19 protein-coding genes are annotated in these 17,165 nt (G+C 36.6%); 9 read left to right on the top strand and 10 right to left on the bottom strand.

The window, feature by feature from the left end; all coding sequences use genetic code 11:
- Positions 1–19: 19 nt before the first annotated feature.
- Both argS and PMN2A_RS01160 read left to right on the top strand, forming a co-directional pair.
- Positions 20–1,843, top strand: coding sequence for an arginine--tRNA ligase (gene argS, locus PMN2A_RS01165; protein WP_011294187.1), 1,824 nt, complete (start codon positions 20–22; stop codon positions 1,841–1,843).
- Positions 1,843–2,958: a pyridoxal phosphate-dependent aminotransferase gene (locus tag PMN2A_RS01160; protein ID WP_011294186.1), complete on the top strand. Its 1,116-nt coding sequence runs from the start codon at positions 1,843–1,845 to the stop codon at positions 2,956–2,958. The genes argS and PMN2A_RS01160 overlap by 1 nt, the downstream gene beginning before the upstream one ends.
- 39 nt (positions 2,959–2,997) lie before the next feature.
- On the opposite strand, the gene PMN2A_RS01155 is transcribed toward PMN2A_RS01160, so the two are convergent.
- The 5 genes from PMN2A_RS01155 to prfB form a co-directional block, all read right to left on the bottom strand.
- A complete protein-coding gene (locus tag PMN2A_RS01155) occupies positions 2,998–3,594 on the bottom strand; it encodes an anthranilate synthase component II (RefSeq protein ID WP_011294185.1) in 597 nt (198 codons plus the stop codon).
- A 13-nt stretch (positions 3,595–3,607) separates the two neighbouring features.
- On the bottom strand, positions 3,608–4,066 hold the full coding sequence (locus PMN2A_RS01150) for a diacylglycerol kinase family protein (RefSeq protein WP_011294184.1): 459 nt from the start codon (positions 4,064–4,066) through the stop codon (positions 3,608–3,610).
- 25 nt (positions 4,067–4,091) lie between these two features.
- Complete coding sequence (gene ybeY / locus PMN2A_RS01145) at positions 4,092–4,646, bottom strand: rRNA maturation RNase YbeY (protein ID WP_011294183.1); 555 nt, start codon at positions 4,644–4,646, stop codon at positions 4,092–4,094.
- A 4-nt stretch (positions 4,647–4,650) separates the two neighbouring features.
- Positions 4,651–4,842: a DUF3285 domain-containing protein gene (locus PMN2A_RS01140; RefSeq protein WP_011294182.1), complete on the bottom strand. Its 192-nt coding sequence runs from the start codon at positions 4,840–4,842 to the stop codon at positions 4,651–4,653.
- A gap of 11 nt (positions 4,843–4,853) precedes the next feature.
- Positions 4,854–5,964, bottom strand: a protein-coding gene (prfB, locus tag PMN2A_RS01135) for a peptide chain release factor 2 (protein WP_194289494.1) whose coding sequence is annotated in 2 segments (ribosomal slippage) — positions 4,854–5,888 and positions 5,890–5,964 — 1,110 coding nt in all. Because the reading frame shifts where the segments join, the coding sequence is not laid out codon by codon here.
- A 58-nt stretch (positions 5,965–6,022) separates the two neighbouring features.
- On the opposite strand from prfB, the gene grxC reads away from it, so the two are divergent.
- Together grxC and gshB are read left to right on the top strand one after the other, a co-directional pair.
- Entirely contained in the window at positions 6,023–6,313 is a 291-nt protein-coding gene (grxC, locus tag PMN2A_RS01130; RefSeq protein ID WP_011294180.1) for a glutaredoxin 3, read from the top strand.
- A 3-nt stretch (positions 6,314–6,316) separates the two neighbouring features.
- The gene (gene gshB, locus PMN2A_RS01125; protein ID WP_011294179.1) at positions 6,317–7,246 is read left to right on the top strand and encodes a glutathione synthase; all 930 of its coding nucleotides are present in this window, start codon (positions 6,317–6,319) and stop codon (positions 7,244–7,246) included.
- Here the strand turns inward: gshB and PMN2A_RS01120 are convergent.
- Entirely contained in the window at positions 7,224–8,624 is a 1,401-nt protein-coding gene (locus tag PMN2A_RS01120) for an isochorismate synthase (RefSeq protein WP_011294178.1), read from the bottom strand. The genes gshB and PMN2A_RS01120 overlap by 23 nt on opposite strands.
- A 99-nt stretch (positions 8,625–8,723) precedes the next feature.
- Between PMN2A_RS01120 and menA the strand changes: the two genes are divergently transcribed.
- Genes menA through PMN2A_RS01105 form a run of 3 tightly spaced genes read left to right on the top strand, consistent with a single transcriptional unit; the run spans position 8,724 to position 11,871 of the window.
- Complete coding sequence (gene menA / locus PMN2A_RS01115; protein WP_011294177.1) at positions 8,724–9,644, top strand: 2-carboxy-1,4-naphthoquinone phytyltransferase; 921 nt, start codon at positions 8,724–8,726, stop codon at positions 9,642–9,644.
- A 23-nt stretch (positions 9,645–9,667) separates the two neighbouring features.
- Positions 9,668–10,639 (top strand): o-succinylbenzoate synthase, encoded by a 972-nt coding sequence (menC, locus tag PMN2A_RS01110; RefSeq protein WP_011294176.1) that lies wholly within the window; start codon positions 9,668–9,670, stop codon positions 10,637–10,639.
- Positions 10,636–11,871: an AMP-binding protein gene (locus PMN2A_RS01105; RefSeq protein ID WP_011294175.1), complete on the top strand. Its 1,236-nt coding sequence runs from the start codon at positions 10,636–10,638 to the stop codon at positions 11,869–11,871. Before menC ends, PMN2A_RS01105 begins: the two co-directional genes overlap by 4 nt.
- Here the strand turns inward: PMN2A_RS01105 and PMN2A_RS01100 are convergent.
- Together PMN2A_RS01100 and PMN2A_RS01095 are read right to left on the bottom strand one after the other, a co-directional pair.
- The gene (locus tag PMN2A_RS01100) at positions 11,868–12,320 is read right to left on the bottom strand and encodes an acyl-CoA thioesterase (protein ID WP_041711118.1); all 453 of its coding nucleotides are present in this window, start codon (positions 12,318–12,320) and stop codon (positions 11,868–11,870) included. The two genes, PMN2A_RS01105 and PMN2A_RS01100, sit on opposite strands and share 4 nt — an antisense overlap.
- A 4-nt stretch (positions 12,321–12,324) precedes the next feature.
- Positions 12,325–13,509, bottom strand: a complete 1,185-nt coding sequence (locus tag PMN2A_RS01095) for an NAD(P)H-quinone oxidoreductase subunit H (protein WP_011294173.1) — start codon at positions 13,507–13,509, stop codon at positions 12,325–12,327.
- Between the two features lie 41 nt (positions 13,510–13,550).
- Here PMN2A_RS01095 and rsmH point away from each other — a divergent pair, with 41 nt between their 5' ends.
- Positions 13,551–14,465 (top strand): 16S rRNA (cytosine(1402)-N(4))-methyltransferase RsmH, encoded by a 915-nt coding sequence (rsmH, locus tag PMN2A_RS01090; protein WP_011294172.1) that lies wholly within the window; start codon positions 13,551–13,553, stop codon positions 14,463–14,465.
- 7 nt (positions 14,466–14,472) lie between these two features.
- On the opposite strand, the gene PMN2A_RS01085 is transcribed toward rsmH, so the two are convergent.
- A complete protein-coding gene (locus PMN2A_RS01085; protein WP_011294171.1) occupies positions 14,473–15,621 on the bottom strand; it encodes a cysteine desulfurase family protein in 1,149 nt (382 codons plus the stop codon).
- A 76-nt stretch (positions 15,622–15,697) separates the two neighbouring features.
- Between PMN2A_RS01085 and PMN2A_RS01080 the strand changes: the two genes are divergently transcribed.
- Entirely contained in the window at positions 15,698–16,426 is a 729-nt protein-coding gene (locus tag PMN2A_RS01080) for a response regulator transcription factor (RefSeq protein WP_011294170.1), read from the top strand.
- A gap of 31 nt (positions 16,427–16,457) precedes the next feature.
- On the opposite strand, the gene bchM is transcribed toward PMN2A_RS01080, so the two are convergent.
- Complete coding sequence (bchM, locus tag PMN2A_RS01075; protein ID WP_011294169.1) at positions 16,458–17,159, bottom strand: magnesium protoporphyrin IX methyltransferase; 702 nt, start codon at positions 17,157–17,159, stop codon at positions 16,458–16,460.
- Positions 17,160–17,165 lie beyond the last annotated feature (6 nt).

The raw sequence follows: 17,165 nt of genomic DNA, 5'->3' as shown, positions 1-17,165 counted from the left end.
CTACCTAACCATAAACATCATGCTTGAAATATCTGCCAGATTAGAAGAAGCCCTTAATAGAGCTTTCATCAAAGTATTCCCACAAGAGGATCGAAGTTCAAAAACTTCTTCAATACTTACAGGTTCTAATTTAGTCCCCGCATCCAAGCCTGAATTTGGAGATTTTCAAATAAATTGTGCTTTATCACTGGCTAAAGAAATAAAACAACCTCCTCGAGAAATTGCACAAAAAATAGCGAATCAACTACAAAAAGATAATGATTTCGTTAGAATGTGTAATCCACCACGAATTGCAGGCCCAGGTTTCATAAACCTATCTATAAATTCAAAAACACTTATATCTGAAATCCATGTTCGTTTAAATGATAAAAGACTGGGAGTGCCTCTAAAAAAATTCAGTACTGACAAAATTGAAGAGGGAAAAAGTAATAACCGCGTAATTCTTGATTTTTCCAGTCCAAATATTGCTAAAGAAATGCATGTTGGGCACTTACGATCAACAATTATTGGAGACTCTCTCGCACGGATTCTTGAATTCCGCGGTTATGAAGTCTTACGACTCAATCATGTAGGGGATTGGGGTACACAATTTGGCATGCTTATTACTCATCTAAAAGAGGTTGTACCAGAGGTTCTCCATACAAAAGATGTAGTAGAAATAAGCGATCTCGTGAATTTCTATCGTCAAGCAAAGAAAAGATTTGATGAAGATCAAATCTTTCAAAATAAATCTAGAAGTGAGGTTGTTAATTTACAAGCAGGTGATAAAGAAAGTCTGATTGCGTGGCAATTACTCTGCAATCAATCCAGAAAAGAATTTCAAAAGATCTATGATCGACTTGATATCAAGCTAACTGAAAGAGGTGAATCCTTTTATAACAAATTCTTAGTAGATGTTATTAATGATTTAAAAAATAAAAAATTACTAATAAATGATCAAGGAGCTCAATGTATTTTCCTTGATGGCTTAGTAGGAAAAAATGGTAAACCTCAACCAATAATTATTCAAAAAAGTGACGGAGGTTTTAATTATGCAACCACTGATTTGGCAGCGATTAAATACAGATTAACTATTCCTCCGCATGGAGATGGAGCATGCCGTTTAATTTATGTCACAGATGCTGGGCAAGCATCACATTTCTCTGGAGTTTTTCAGATTGCAAAGCTTGCAAATTGGATTCCTACAGATTGTCAAATCGAGCATGTTCCCTTTGGTCTCGTTCAAGGAGAAGATGGTAAGAAGTTAAAAACTCGTTCTGGAGAAACAATTAGATTAGTAGATCTTCTTGATGAAGCAATTCAACGAGCAAAAAACGATCTTAAAAATCGTCTCAATACTGAAAGGAGATCCGAAAATGAAAATTTTATAGATAAAGTTTCTACTACTGTCGGGATTGCCTCAATCAAGTATGCGGATCTAAGTCAAAATAGAATTTCTAATTACCAATTTAGTTTTGATAAGATGCTTTCTTTGCAGGGGAATACAGCACCATATTTACTTTATGCATTAGTACGAATTGCTGGAATATCTCGCAAAGGTGGGGATTTAAATGTATCAAGTCATAATATTCAGTTTAATGAATCACAAGAATGGGAGTTAATTCGCAAGCTATTGCAACTTGATTATATTATCGCTGAAGTCGAAAAAGAACTGCTTCCTAATCGTCTATGCGGGTATTTATTTGAATTAAGTCAGACGTTTAACAGATTCTATGATCAAGTTCCTATTTTAAAAGCAAGTGAACCTTCAAGAGCTAGTAGACTTATTTTATGCTCTATCACTGCAGATACACTTAAACTGGGGATGAGTTTGCTAGGCATCCCCACTCTGGAGAGAATGTAATGGAAAACATAGAGAGTTCATTTATTGATCTACCAAACCCCAGGAAAGATATCGAGGATTTACAGCCATATTCAGCACCACTGGAAGGAAGACGAAATTTACTAAGACTAGACTTTAATGAAAACACTATTGGGCCAAGCCCACTAGTAATTAAATCTCTCAGAGAAATAAGCAGAGATGAAATCTCTGCTTATCCTGAATACTCAGGTTTAAAAGAAAAAGTAGTAGAGAGTCTCATCAAAAAAAATTCAAATGTGAATATCAACTCATCTGAAGTTGGTATTTTTAATGGAGTAGATGCAGCAATAAATGCTATTTTTCACGCATATGGCAACTTTGATGATCTAATGCTAACAACATTGCCTACTTTTGGATATTATACTCCTTGCGCACAAATGCGAGGAATGCAAATCAAAGCAATACCTTATGAGGGAGAGGGATTTCAATATCCATTTGATAGTATTTGCGAATTCCTCACGCAAAATAATCCGAAAATTTTACTTATCTGCAACCCCAATAACCCCACTGGAACAAGGTTAAGCCCAGAAAGAATTATAGAAATCAGCAAACTTTCATCTAAAACACTCGTTGTTGTGGATGAACTTTACGAGGCGTTTACAGGTGATAGTGTTCTACCATTTTTAAATTTCCAAACAACACCTAATCTTGTTGTATTAAGATCGCTTTCTAAAACTGCTGGTTTAGCAAGTTTAAGAATTGGATTTGCTATTGGTCATTCTAAAGTAATTAATATAGTTAATAGAGTTACTGGTCCTTATGACGTCAACAGCTTTGCCGTGATCGCTGCTTTTGCAGCACTTAATGATCAATCATATATTGACTCGTATGTGCAGGAAGTGCTTGAGGCTCGTAATTGGATCAAGGATCAATTCGAGAAGCACCACGTCAAGCATCATATTGACGGAGGAAACTATTTTCTACTTTGGCCAAAATCAAAACCACAACTAGTTGAGCAAAAGCTAAAATCATCTGGAATTCTAATTAGAAATATGGATAAGAAAAAAAATTTAAAAGGTTCTATCAGAGTGAGCATAGGAACCATTGACCAAATGAAAAGATTCTGGTCAGCCTTCAGGATTGTCGATGAAGTATAGTTCAAATTTATTGATAACATCTACAAAACTTAAGACAATCTAGGTAGCTGTTGCTATGTCTAGGAAATTAGAAAGTAGCTTATGACCAGCTTCAGTTAATACACTCTCAGGATGAAACTGTACACCGTATATGTGCGGATAATCTTTATGAGATATTCCCATGATTGTTTCATCCTCTAACCAGGCTATAACCTCTAAGCATTCTGGAAAACTCTCTCTCTCGGCAATTAAGCTATGGTATCTAGTTGCTACTAAGGGATTAGGCAAGTCTTTAAATATTCCAGTACCTCTATGCAAAACATTAGAGGTCTTCCCATGCATTAATTCTTTGGCTCTGATTATTTTCCCTCCGAACGCTTGTGTAATAGCTTGATGACCAAGACAGACACCAAGGGTGGGTATTTCAATTGATAACTCAGATAAAATATCCAGACAAACTCCAGATTGATTGGGATCTCCTGGGCCAGGAGATAACAAAATCGCATCAGGGTTTAAATCTTTAATCTCTTTAATCGTAAGAGCATCATTACGTTCGACTCTTACTTCTGATGCAATAGGATGCTGAGAAGATAATTCGCCCAAATATTGAACGAGGTTATAAGTGAAACTATCATAATTGTCGATCACCAAAAACATAATTTTTAAGCCATTAAACTCCTAACTGTTTAAGTAATGGAGGAAATAATAATAAAACAGCAATCAGCACCGAACTGATTGAAGCTACTAAAACTGCCCCAGCTGAACAATCTTTAGCGATTTGCGCGAGAGGATGGAATCGTTTCCCAATGGCCAAATCAACAACAGATTCAATCGCTGTATTAAGCAATTCAACTACTAATACACTAGTGGCTGTAAGGGTCATTATTGCCAAATCACTCTTATTAAGGCCTAAAAAAAAGCTTAAGCCAAATGCACCCAATGCAAAACCAACATGAATCCGAAAATTTCTCTGGGTCGAGAAAGCATATTTTAAGCCTTTAGCTGCATATAAAAAGCTAGTTGGTAGATCTTTAGCTATCTTCCACGATGACCTTTTATTGGCTATTTGAAGAGTTTTAGACATGTCCCTAACTTCTCTCTTAGAGTCATTCGATATCTCAGGAACCATATTTGTGACTCTTCAACTCTTTATTTTAAAGAATACCTCTAATTTCAAGAAGTTGCTCTTGAATCAAAAGCATTTTATGAAGGCTCTCTTCGTCGCTATGGTCCCAACCCAAAAGGTGTAAAAGACCATGAGTGGCAAGCCATCTTAGTTCTCTAAATAAATCAGCATTATTATCTTTGGCTTGCCTGATTGCTGTCGGGACTGAGATAACTATGTCACCCAATTCGATACATTCATTACTTACACCAAAGAATGTCTCATCAATTATGGGAAATGAAAGCACATCTGTAGCTTTTGATTGCCCAAGCCAGGCATGATTCAAATCAAGAATTTTCTTATCATTAGTTAATTCCAACCCCAAGCTAAATTGAGACGAATTTAGGACTATTTCCGGACACTTCAATGCTGAATTTACTTGTATAAATCTAATCCAGCTCCCTATCTCCTCAATCCATTTACTTGGATTTTTCATCAACTCTAAAGTGTCACTGTTCACAAAGACATCCAAATCTTGAACTGGGAAGGGTGTAAAAGAAAGATCTACATCTAATTGATCAGAGCTTGTCGAGGAATTTACCATAAAGTTATTGAGGGATATGAGGTTTACCAAGCACAGCAACTAAAAGAATAAATCCAAGGAAACCCAAAGCTGTTAACCCAAAATGAGAAAGGCTTTGACTACCTTTCCGAACCATATTTTTCATCGCAAGTTTGACAAAACTTGGAGGTGGGGTTGCTTTCTTGGTGACGTCATCAGAAATAATTTTATTATTCATATCTAATTGATTTATGATTCTTCAATATTTTGCCTTAAAAGAGACTGAATAAAAATATCTATTTTTCCATTCATTACTGAATCTACATCCGTTGTTTCTTGTTCAGTGCGTAAATCTTTTACCATTTGGTACGGGTGAAAAACATAATTTCTAATTTGATTGCCCCACGCAGCTTCAACAATATCCCCCCGAATATCAGCAATCTCTGCAGCCCTTTGCTCTACTGCTATGACCATCAATTTTGATTTTAATAGTGCCATTGCCTTGTCTTTATTTTGAAGCTGAGATCTTTCTTGTGTACATCTAACTGCAATACCCGTAGGCACATGAAGAATTCGAACCGCAGTCTCAACTTTATTTACATTTTGTCCACCTGCTCCACCTGAGCGACTTGTTGTAATTTCTAAATCCTTTTCAGGGATCTCAAGTTCAACCTCTTCATCAAGTTTAGGCATAACTTCAACTCCAGCGAAACTAGTTTGTCGCTTTCCATTTGCATTGAAAGGGGAAATCCTGACTAAACGATGAGTTCCTTTTTCATTTTGTAAAAAACCATATGCGTAAACACCTTCAATTTCGATAGTGACACTTTTTATTCCAGCTTCCTCTCCCTCAGAAAGTTCATTAATACTCACTTTCATACCATTATTTTCAGCCCAACGTGTATACATCCTTAGAAGCATTTGAGCCCAATCTTGGGCATCAGTTCCACCAGCACCAGCATTAATGGATAGAACTGCACCCTCCTTGTCATAGATGCCACTTAAGAGGCGCTCCGTCTCCCACCGTTCAAGTTCTTGTTTTAATTGCTCGAGCCCATTGTGAGCCTCAGACAGGATTTCTTCATCCGGATCTAACTCATAAAGCTCTACCGAAAGATTAGCGTCCTCAATAGCCCCCCTCCATGTAATTAATTTTTCTAACTCTGCTTTAACCTCATCAAGTTGACGCATCTGTTTCTGCGCATTTTGAGGATCGTTCCAAAACTCAGGTTGCGATGCAACTTGCTCTAAATCTCTTTTCCTAGCAAGTAATGCAGGTTCGTCAAAGACAATCCTGGGCTGTACCCAGGCGAGAAGTCAATAAAGAAAGGTCTCTTTTAAAATCAGTCAGGTCTTGCAAACGAGGTAATAGAATCAATACATTAAAAGCTATCAGCATATCCACCCAAAAACTATAAATGAACAGATCAATTCCAGATTCAGGCATTACTACAGTGGAAATATACACTTGGAGATTTTGCCCGTTTTGCTTACGTGCCAAAGCACTACTAAATGAAAAAGGAGTCCAATTCACAGAATATTCTATTGATGGAGACGATGGTGCAAGAACAAAAATGTCTGAAAGAGCAGGAGGCCGCAGAACTGTTCCACAAATTTTTATCAATGGAAAAAGTATTGGAGGTTGCGACGAACTCTACGAACTTGAGAGAAATAACGAATTAAATGAACTGATTGGAATTAGAAATTGATTCATGAAGCAACTATTTGTTTTAGATCCAATTGAAAATATTAATCCTAAGAAGGATTCATCAGCAGCACTTATGCAAGCCGCATCAAGAGCCGACATAGATGTTTGGATCTGTACTCCCTCGGACCTGCAAGCCCGAGGAGACGATGCATGGGTCGTTTCTAACAAGGTCAATTGTGAACCATGGATCAATGTCCAGTCATCTCGAAGCCTTCCTTTAAGAGATTTCTCATGCATTTGGATGCGCAAAGATCCACCTGTTGACGAGGCTTTTTTATACGCCACTCATTTATTAGAAGTTGCAGAAAGAGATGGTGTCAATGTAATTAACAAGCCTGCATCACTTAGAGCTTGGAATGAAAAGTTAGGAGCTTTAAGATTTAGTAATTTAATGGCTCCCACTCTTGTTGCAAGTAGGGTGGAACAATTAATTACATTTGCAAAAGAGTATGGAGAAGTTGTGTTAAAACCACTTGGAGGAAAAGGTGGGCAAGGAGTCATACGAATTGCAAAGGATGCTCCAGGCTTAGAAGCATTACTCGAACTGGTTACTTCACAAGAACATTTGCCAGTGATGATGCAACAATTCCTACCAGAAGTAATCAATGGCGATAAAAGAATCCTTTTGGTTAATGGAGAGCCATTAGGTGCAATTAATAGACGTCCAAAGGAAGGAGACTTCAGAAGCAACTTGGCTTTAGGTGGAAAAGCTGAGACAACTAAATTAACTCCTAAAGAGATAGAGATATGTAATCAAATAAAGCCTGCTTTACAAGAGGAAGGTCTCTTTTTTGTCGGAATAGATGTGATCGGAGGAATGCTAAGTGAGATTAATGTGACGAGTCCAACTGGTATTAGAGAAGTAGAAAGTCTAATGAATGTTCCATTAGCAGATCAAGTAATTGATTACCTTATAGATCATTTGAACAATTAACTCTATCTAAGTTTAATTGATTTCTTAAAACTTCAAATTTCAAAGCTACTTCTTGCATTTCTCCCTCAACAGTTGAACCTTTTACTAAACCAGCGCCAGCAAATAATTTAAGTTCATTAGCTCTAACCTGTCCATAACGTATGGCAACTCTAAATTCTGAATTTTGATTTTTATCTATCCACCCAATTGGAGAAGCATATGTTTTACGGTCAAATGGTTCCAAAGCTCTCAACCAACTCAAAGATTTACTCAGAGGTAATCCCGCAACAGCAGGGGTTGGATGAAGTGCTTCAACTAAATCAAGAGGAGATTTCTCTTCAACAGAAGCTTGAATAAGAGTATGCAAATGAATTAAATGGTCTTGAGTCATTAATTTTGGTTGAGATGAATAACTTGCTTTAATACCTCTTCTAAAAAGTTGTTCGACAATAGAATTAACTACAAAATGGTGTTCTCTTAAATCTTTAGAGGAAGCAAGCAATTCTCTCCCATCATCACCTTTTTTTGCAGTACCAGCTAAAGCATCGATTAACAACTGATTTTGATTGAGACTTATTAATCTCTCAGGCGATGCACCAAAAAATGACTCATCATGATTTTTTTGCCATAAAAATCGACAACTATTAGTTTGCTGAACTCTTAAACGAGCAAGTAAGTGCAGTGGATCTAATGGTTTTCTTAGGAGGAGACGTTGTCTCGTAGCCAATACAAGTTTATCCAAATCACCTGAATTTATTAATTCGATCCCTTTAGTCAACGCATCTCGATATTGAGATTGCCAATCATCAGAAAAATTATCGACTAAGAAATTTTCATTTTCATCATTAACAATTCGGACTGGTGATTTATTTATCTTTTCTCGAGTTGACCATAATCTTTCTATAGCTTCACGAACATCTGAAGGATTTTGGGCAACTGAATTTAAACGTAGCCATGTTAATCCATCTTTTGCGGTTAATTGCCACTTAGGCAAAACAGCCTGAAGGGAAAATTTATCATCTATTGATTGTTCATTACTTTTAATTTGATCAAAGAAAGAAAATGAAAATAAAACCCTTGATGCTGAAAATACTGGACTTGGAGAAATATCTATCAATCGAGTAAAGATCTCATCACTAAATCTTTGTGCATTTTCAAACCTCTTTGGTCCAGATAAATCCAAAGATTGACAATGACCTCCGGCAGAAAGGCACAATCTGGGAGAGAGATCCCAAAGAAACCTAAACTGATGTTTTTCAGCAATTAAAGGTAATGTCGCTAAAGGATCTGTTTGACTTACAGGAACAGAAATGCTCAAGATACATTCATCAACTTTTCTTTCACTCCATTTCTGAAGAGAACTAACTAAAAGCTCACTAAAGACGGGTTCTAAATTCATAAACAATTAGACCCTTTCGACATAAATAAACCAATACATGAACTGCTGCCTAGTCTTAGGGGAAACAACAAGAAACGAACAGGGCGGGTTAATTTATCTGTGAAGTCTTCTACAACTGAAAGAAAACATCTTTGGCAAGCCGCAATTAAGTGGCCACTGTATTCAGTCGCAATAATGCCAGTAATTGTGTCTGCAGGATGGGAGCTAGGAAATAGCGGCAATATTCGGCTGGGACAATTCATCGGTTTTCTAATTGCCTCAATCTTGATCTTGCTTTGGGAAAACCTTACCAATGATCTTTTTGACGATGAAACTGGTGTTGACAAATACAAATTCCACTCGGTAGTAGCTTTAACTGGTAATAAAACCACTGTAAGTCGGGTTGCATATTTTTCTCTTTTATTAGGTTTATTTATAATATTTATCCTCGCTCTAAAAAGTAAAATAACAGTACTTTTTTTAGTCATAATTTGTTGTTTCCTTGGATATTTATATCAAGGGCCACCATTTAGACTGGGATACAAGGGGTTGGGAGAACCCCTTTGCTGGATTGCATTTGGACCACTTGCGACAGCTGCAGCACTAATTGTTATTTCTCCAAAATCTAATTTTGATGCCATCCCCTGGGGAACAGCACTGATTGTTGGAGCAGGTCCCGCGATGGCGACTACTTTGGTTTTGTTCTGTTCGCATTTTCATCAAATCAATCAAGATGCTGCTGTTGGTAAAAAATCACCCCTAGTTGTTTTAGGCACTAATCGAGCGGCAAATTTTTTACCGTGGTTAGTTGGTCTAATATTTCTATTGGAGTTATTACCAGTACTAAATGGCATATGGCCAATAACGACTCTTATGTGTTTAATAAGCCTTCCTTCAGGATTAGATCTAATCAAATTAATTAAAAGACATCACAATAAACCAGAGCTCATTAAAAACAGTAAGTTTTCAGCTCTTCGCTTTCAAACAATTAATGGTTTATGTTTAAGTATAGGTTTTGCTACTTCCTATTTCTTTTTATAATGAATTATTAATTTTATTAAACCATGAAATTAATAATTAATATCAAGCCATTTTCATTTGATTTAACACGAAAGTTAATAACATCTAAAGGAATTATTCATAAAAAGATAGGTTTATTGTTGCAAATAAAAGACTCAAATGGAAATTACGGATGGGGGGAAGTTTCACCTATTGAGAAAAAGGAATTAGAAAAAAGTATAGAAAGTCTTGATTTTATTGGGAAACAAACTACAAAAGATTCAATAGAAAATTATTTATTTGAATTGCCAGGCGCACTTGCTTTCGGATTAGGGTCCTGCTTAGCCGATTTAGAAAGTCTCACTCATAGGAAGTTAAATCTTGAAGGTTTTGACGACGCAAAATCAGCTTATCTTTTACCTACAGATATTGATCCATTAGAGTCAATACGTAAATATGTAGATGAATCAAATGAGAAGAAAAGTTCTTGTACAATAAAATGGAAAGTATCTCACCTAGAAAATAACTTTAAGGAAGAAAAAACATTACAAAAAATCTTAGACATTTTACCAAATAATTTTAAACTTAGAATTGATCCAAATGGAGGTTGGAGTCGCCAAAAAGCACAAGAATGGATTAACGAACTCAAAAACGAACCTCGTTTGGAATGGATTGAACAGCCACTCCCATCAAAAGATATTGAAGGTTTATTTTCATTGGCCACTCAAATTCCAATCGCACTAGATGAATCTTTGGTTGAATTTCCATATTTACGAAAAACATGGAAAAGTTGGCAAATACGTCGCCCTGCATTAGATGGTGATCCGAGATTACTGTTAAAAGAAATAGAACAAGAAGATAGTCAAACAGTCATAAGCACAGCTTTTGAAACTGGTATTGGGAGAAGGTGGGTTAATCACCTCGCTGCCAGACAAGTCAAAGGGGGAAATCCTCGTGCACCTGGACTTGCACCTGGATGGTGCCCAAAAGGCCCACTCTTCAACAACAATCCGAAATTAGTCTGGGAAGCCGTATGACCAAAATTGCAGTTGTAGAATGTATTCCTGAAAAAAACCTGGACTGTTCAAAAGAAATTTTGAAGAATTTTGCAAAGCATAACTGGGTATATCTAGCGACTCCAAAAGATCAAACGAAAATCCCCACATCGTCAACCTTACCTGAAGGAGAAGGAATAATCATTTCAAGCGGGGGCAGCATTGGAGGGCCAAATCTTTGTTTCCAATCACTTAAAAATCTCACTAATTCGGCTTTATCAACCGGAAAGTGGTTAAAGAATCATGGCCTTAAGCCAAATGAATGCATCATTCTCAATTCACTACCTTTGCATCATATAAGTGGTTTCATGCCTTGGTGGAGACATCAGACTTGGGGATCTGGGTATTACTGGATTTCAAATTCTATAATGCATAAACCACTTCAACTTAAGCAATTTAGTGAAGCATTAACTAATAAACATAGACGTCCATTAATTACATCCCTAGTTCCAACTCAATTATTATCTTTGATAGATAATACTGATGGTTTAAAATGGCTTCAATCCCTTGCTGTGATATGGGTTGGAGGAGCTTCCATCCCTATAGACCTTGCTGAAAAAGCACGCAGAAAGTCTATTAATCTAGCTCCTTGTTATGGGGCCACTGAAACAGTAGCAATGGTGACTTGCCTTAGTCCTAAAGACTTTTTAAATGGAAGTAATAGTGTTGGGTTCCCTCTCGAAGATGTTGAGATAGAAATCAACAAAAGAAATTCACTTAAGATTAAAACCAGTAGAATTGCAACTTCAAAATGGAAGAATAATAAATTCGAATCAATTAAAGACTCAAATGGATGGTGGGAAGCAGGCGATCTAGCGCAATACATCATTCTAGACAATAGAAAAGCAATACAAATCCTAGGTAGAAGAGATTCAGCTATAAATTCGGGCGGTGAAACGATTTTTCCAGAAGATATCGAAATGGAATTAATGAAAATAATCTCAAAAAATCAAATCCCAATTAAAGATATTTTTGTACTAGGAGTTAGTGACAAGAAATGGGGACAACGTTTAGTTGCCTTAACAAAATTCAAAGGGAAAGAACTAAACAGATATCCAATCATTTCACTTCTGAATGATCTCATTGAAGACTGGCAACCATCCAAAAAACCACTGAACTGGTACGATTGTCCAAAACTTTCAAGAAATATCAATAAAAAATGGGAAATAAAAAAATGGCAAGATTGGATAGCCTTTAATAAACCTATTAACTAAAAATTCGAACTAGATTCATGAAGCCACAAATTTATTTGTTTAGATAATGCACATTTTTTTCTAGTAATTGGATTTATCGATACATGTTTTATATTTGTCGAACCGATTTGCTCTCCATTCTTTTTAAATTTAAATCGAAGTACAAATGAAGACTCATTTATCTTCTCTGTTTCCAGTTCAATATTTATAGTATCTCCAACATAAAGTGGTTGAAAATAATTTGCTTCACAATGAACAACTGGTAAAGCTATATCTAGTTGGCTTGTATTGATTTCGTTTGTAGGAAAAATATCTTTCAAAGCTATTCCATATTTTTCTAAACTTTCTTCCCAAGTTTCATGACACCATCTAAATAATTCAAGAAAGTGAACCACACCTGCAGCATCTGTTTCACCAAAACGAACTGTTCGTTTCAAACATAACCATTCTCTAGGATTACGCTTGTCCAAAAACCTATCTATCAACAGAACCCATAATCACATCAATCGAACCTAAGATTGCCATTATATCAGCGACCTTGGCTCCCTTCAGTATGTGAGGAAGTATCTGCAAATTATTTGAGTCAGCTGCTCTAATTTTAAACCGCCAAGGGGTTACATCATTATTACCTTGAATAAATACTCCTATCTCTCCTTTTCCAGACTCAAGGCGGGTATATAATTCACCATTAGGAATCTTAAAAGTCGGTGCAACTTTCTTGGCTACATATTGATAATCAAAGCCCGATAAATCACCTTTTTTTCCCTCAACTGTTCTTTGTGCCTCAAGATTTTCTGTTGGCCCCCCAGGAATCATCTCACAAGCTTGTCGTAATATTTTTAATGACTGTCTCATTTCTTCAATACGAACTCTATATCTTGCATAACAATCACCCTCTTTCTCCCATGCAATATCCCATTCAAAATCGTCATAGCATTCATAATGATCTACCTTTCTCAAATCCCATGGGACACCTGCCGCCCTAAGCATTGGGCCAGAAAGACTCCAGTTAATCGCTTGCTCTTTTCCTATAACTCCTAAACCTTCTATACGTCTACGAAAAATAGGATTATTAGTAATCAATTTTTCATACTCATCAATTTTTGGACCAAACCAGTCACAAAAATCTTTGCATTTTTCTAACCAACCCCAAGGCAAATCACATGCAACGCCACCAATACGGAAATAATTATTATTAATCAATCTCTGACCAGTTGCAGCCTCCCATAAATCGTAAATCATCTCTCTTTCTCTAAAAATATAAAAGAAAGGAGTTTGAGCTCCGACATCAGCCAAAAATGGACCTAACCATAGCAAATGGTTAGCGATCCTATTCAACTCAAGCATTATCGCTCTGATATAACTTGCTCTCTTGGGTACCTTTATATTTGCTAAACGCTCAGGGGCATTAACAACAATGGCTTCATAAAACATACCAGCCGCATAATCCATGCGACTCACGTAAGGAACAAACATAACGTTTGTTCTATTCTCAGCAATTTTCTCCATCCCTCGATGCAAGTAACCAATAACTGGTTCACAATCAACAACATCCTCTCCATCAAGGGTTACTACTAATCGCAATACCCCATGCATTGATGGATGATGTGGCCCAAAGTTGACCACCATTGGCTCAGTACGCGTTTCAAGCTGCGTCATTGGGCCCAACCAAAGCAATGTCTAGATACTAGTAAAAACTTATGAAAGAAGGGCCAATTAGTTCAAGTTCTAACTTTAATCATATCCCTGTAATGGGGAAAGAAATAATTCGATCATTAAAGGAATTACCAAGTGAATTAACAAAAAAAGGATTAATTATTGATGCAACCATTGGAGGCGGGGGACATTCCGCTCAAATACTCGAAAATTTCCCTGGAATCAAAATTATTGGGCTGGATCAAGACCCAATGGCTATAAAAGCAGCATCAAAAAAATTAATTAAATTCGGAACAAGAATAGAAATAATCTCTACAAACTTCGCAGACTTTTCACATCACGAACAAGCCATTTGTGTCCTAGCGGATCTTGGAGTTAGTAGTCATCAACTTGATGAGCCTTCACGAGGTTTTAGCTTTCGTTTAAATGGTCCAATAGATATGCGTATGAATCCCAAAGAGGGTTCAAGTGCAGCCGAACTTATTGAAACTCTCTCTGAGCAAAATCTAGCTGATTTAATATATGAATTAGGCGAAGAAAAACGATCTAGGCGTATTGCAAGAAAAATAAAAAATGATCTAGCTGAAAATGGACCATACTCTGGAACTCAAGACCTTTCTTATGCAATTGCAGGCTGCTTCCCCCCCAAGCAAAGATATGGTCGAATTCATCCCTCAACAAGAACTTTTCAGGCTTTAAGAATAGCTGTGAATAATGAATTAGGCTCTCTCGAAAGTTTACTTTTAAAAGCTCCAAACTGGTTGCTAGAGAATGGATTATTTATGGTAATGAGTTTTCATTCACTAGAAGATAGAAGAGTAAAATCGAGCTTTAAGACAGACAATAGATTGAAAGTACTATCTAAAAAGCCTATCAGAGCAAGCCCAGAAGAGATAGAATTAAATCCAAGAAGTAAAAGTGCAAAGTTAAGAATTTCTGCAAAGAAATTCTTAACTTAGGCTTAAATTATTGTCTAAGATTAATCACTATATTCGTAATAATATTAATAGCCTTATTGATATCTTTCTCCGTAGTATTTCTCCCAATACTCATCCTTATTGACGCCTCAGCATCTTTTTTGCTGAGCCCTATCTCCTGCAGAACATGAGAAGCTTCACCATTACTACAAGCTGAACCACTAGTACAAAAAATAAACCTTCTTAATTGACCATGCAATTGACTTCCCTTCACGCCAGGGAAAGTGATATTGAGATTATGAGGCAATCTTTGATCAATAGATCCATTAACTATCAATCCAGAAATATTCTTTTTTAATCCACTCAACAATAAGTTTCTAAAAAACAAAAGTCTCTTGTTCCTCTCATCCTGATCATTTTTTGTTATTTCGACTGCCTTTGCAAAGCCAACAATTAACGGGACAGGAAGCGTGCCAGATCTTAATCCAAGCTCCTGACCTCCTCCATATTGAGAGGGTTCAAGAGGGAATCCTTCCCTAATCACCAAAGCCCCAATACCTTTAGGTCCATAGATTTTGTGAGCACTCAAACTCATCAAATCAATGCGAAATTTATCGGGGTCTAAATCTAAGTATCCAAAGGCTTGAGCGGCATCAGAATGAAAAGCGATTCCCTTTCTCTTACAAAAAGACCCAATGTCACCAATAGGTTGCAAAACCCCTATCTCATTATTTGCAGCCATGACGCTAACCAGAAAAGTATCTTTTTCAAAAGCTTCAGAAAGTTGTTCAATATTGATTAAACCCTCTTTATTCGGATGCAATTCTGTCAAGCGAAACCCTTCTTTTTGAAGCTGCCTAAGCGGATCAAGGACTGCATGATGTTCAGTTGAAACAGTAATTATGTGTCCGGGTTTTCCAATCAGTTGTGCTTTAGCTCTTGCATGTCCAACTAAACCCAAATTATTCGCTTCTGTTGCCCCACTCGTGAAAATTAATCTTTTCGGATTTATATTCAAATATGAAGCTATTTTTTCACGAGATACTTCAACTGCAGCTGAAGCAAAAACACCGGATCGATTATTAGTATTAGAGGGATTACCCCACAACTCATTCCAATAAGGAGCCATCTCCTCAACAACCTTCGTACAACATGGTGTTGAAGACTGAAAATCAAAAATTAGGTGATTATTATCCATTGATTCATTCGTTAATCTAAATAATAAGAGAGGAATAAAGGTTAATATCCCCTGAAAGCTCTAGAAGTCCAATTTTATGAGTGACCCCAATCCATCAACACAAGAAGTTTCTCAAACTCCAAGGATATTACTTGTCGATGACGAACCCGGTTTAAGAACTGCTGTTCAGGCCTATCTTGAAGATGAAGGATTTCAAGTTACAACCGCTGTCGATGGAGAAGAGGGATGGGAAAAAGCTCAAAAAATGATCCCTGATGTAATTATCAGTGACGTCATGATGCCTAGATGTGATGGTTATGGGCTTTTAAAAAAAATTAGAGAAGATGAAAGACTTGGAGGTACACCTGTCATTTTCCTTACTGCTAAAGGTATGACTGCTGATAGGACTCAGGGTTATCAAGCGGGTGTAGACGATTACATGCCAAAACCATTTGATCCAGATGAGCTAGTTGCAAGAGTTAAGAATGTAGTTCAGCGGCAAGAGCGACTATTAACTGAAGCAGCCAGATTTGCTAATGCTGATGTTGGCCAAATGGCAAAACAGATTACAGAAATAAAATCAATGCTTAGCCATGGGGATAAAAACCACTCACGCAAAGATGATTCGATTCCTAATTTCACCCCAAGAGAGGCAAGCGTTTTGCAACTAGTAGCGGAAGGTTTAATGAACAAAGAAATTGCAAGACAACTTGAGACTTCTATCCGCAATGTAGAGAAATATGTGAGTCGATTATTTATTAAAACCGGTACTTCCAGTAGAACAGAACTAGTTAGATATGCACTTGAAAATCATTTAGTTACCTAAATATTTTTTGAAAAATTAAAATTTTAGTTCTCTAGGATTTCACAAATTCTATTAATTTCGAAAAATAAAAAGGAGCTTGATTCAACTTGCTTTTGACAACTTTAAAGCCAGATTGCTTTGCAGCTTCGATAATTCCGGACTCCCTTAATGTATATGCCCTAGTAGTTTTACTTGGTCCAGGGAATAGCTGACCAATACCTTTTAAAAGGGCTAGTAAAGGAGTATATGGTGCAAAGCTAACAATTAATCTCTCATCAGATAATTCACATAGATGTTTCACCATTGCCTCAGCCTCCTGTTGAGGGTAGTGAATGAAAACATCTAAGCAAATAACTGTATTAAATGAACCTTTTAAATTTTCTAAATCAGATGTTCGAAAATTCAGCTTATTGAAGTCCAAACCTTCTTCCTTTGCCCTACTTTTTGTCTCGTTTATCATGGCTTCAGAAATATCACTTAAATGAATTGATTTAGCACCCAATTTTGCCAATGGAATACTTAAACTACCAACACCACAGCCAGCATCACAAAAACTTTTATCCTTGATATTGTCATACTCTTTCAACCAACTAATGACATCATCAACTGTCTTTTGGTGACCTATCCTTATATTTTTTTGCACTTTATTTACATCATCACTTTCGCTATATATTCGATTCCATCTATCAAACCCAGTCCCATTAAAATATTCAGTGACTTCCGCCTTTTCATTTTTCTCAATTTGCGTTGTCATTTAATC

Source organism: Prochlorococcus marinus str. NATL2A (assembly GCF_000012465.1).
Lineage (GTDB): Bacteria > Cyanobacteriota > Cyanobacteriia > PCC-6307 > Cyanobiaceae > Prochlorococcus_B > Prochlorococcus_B marinus_B.
Note: the sequence above shows the minus strand (reverse complement) of the source record. Positions and strands in the feature narration are given on the sequence as shown.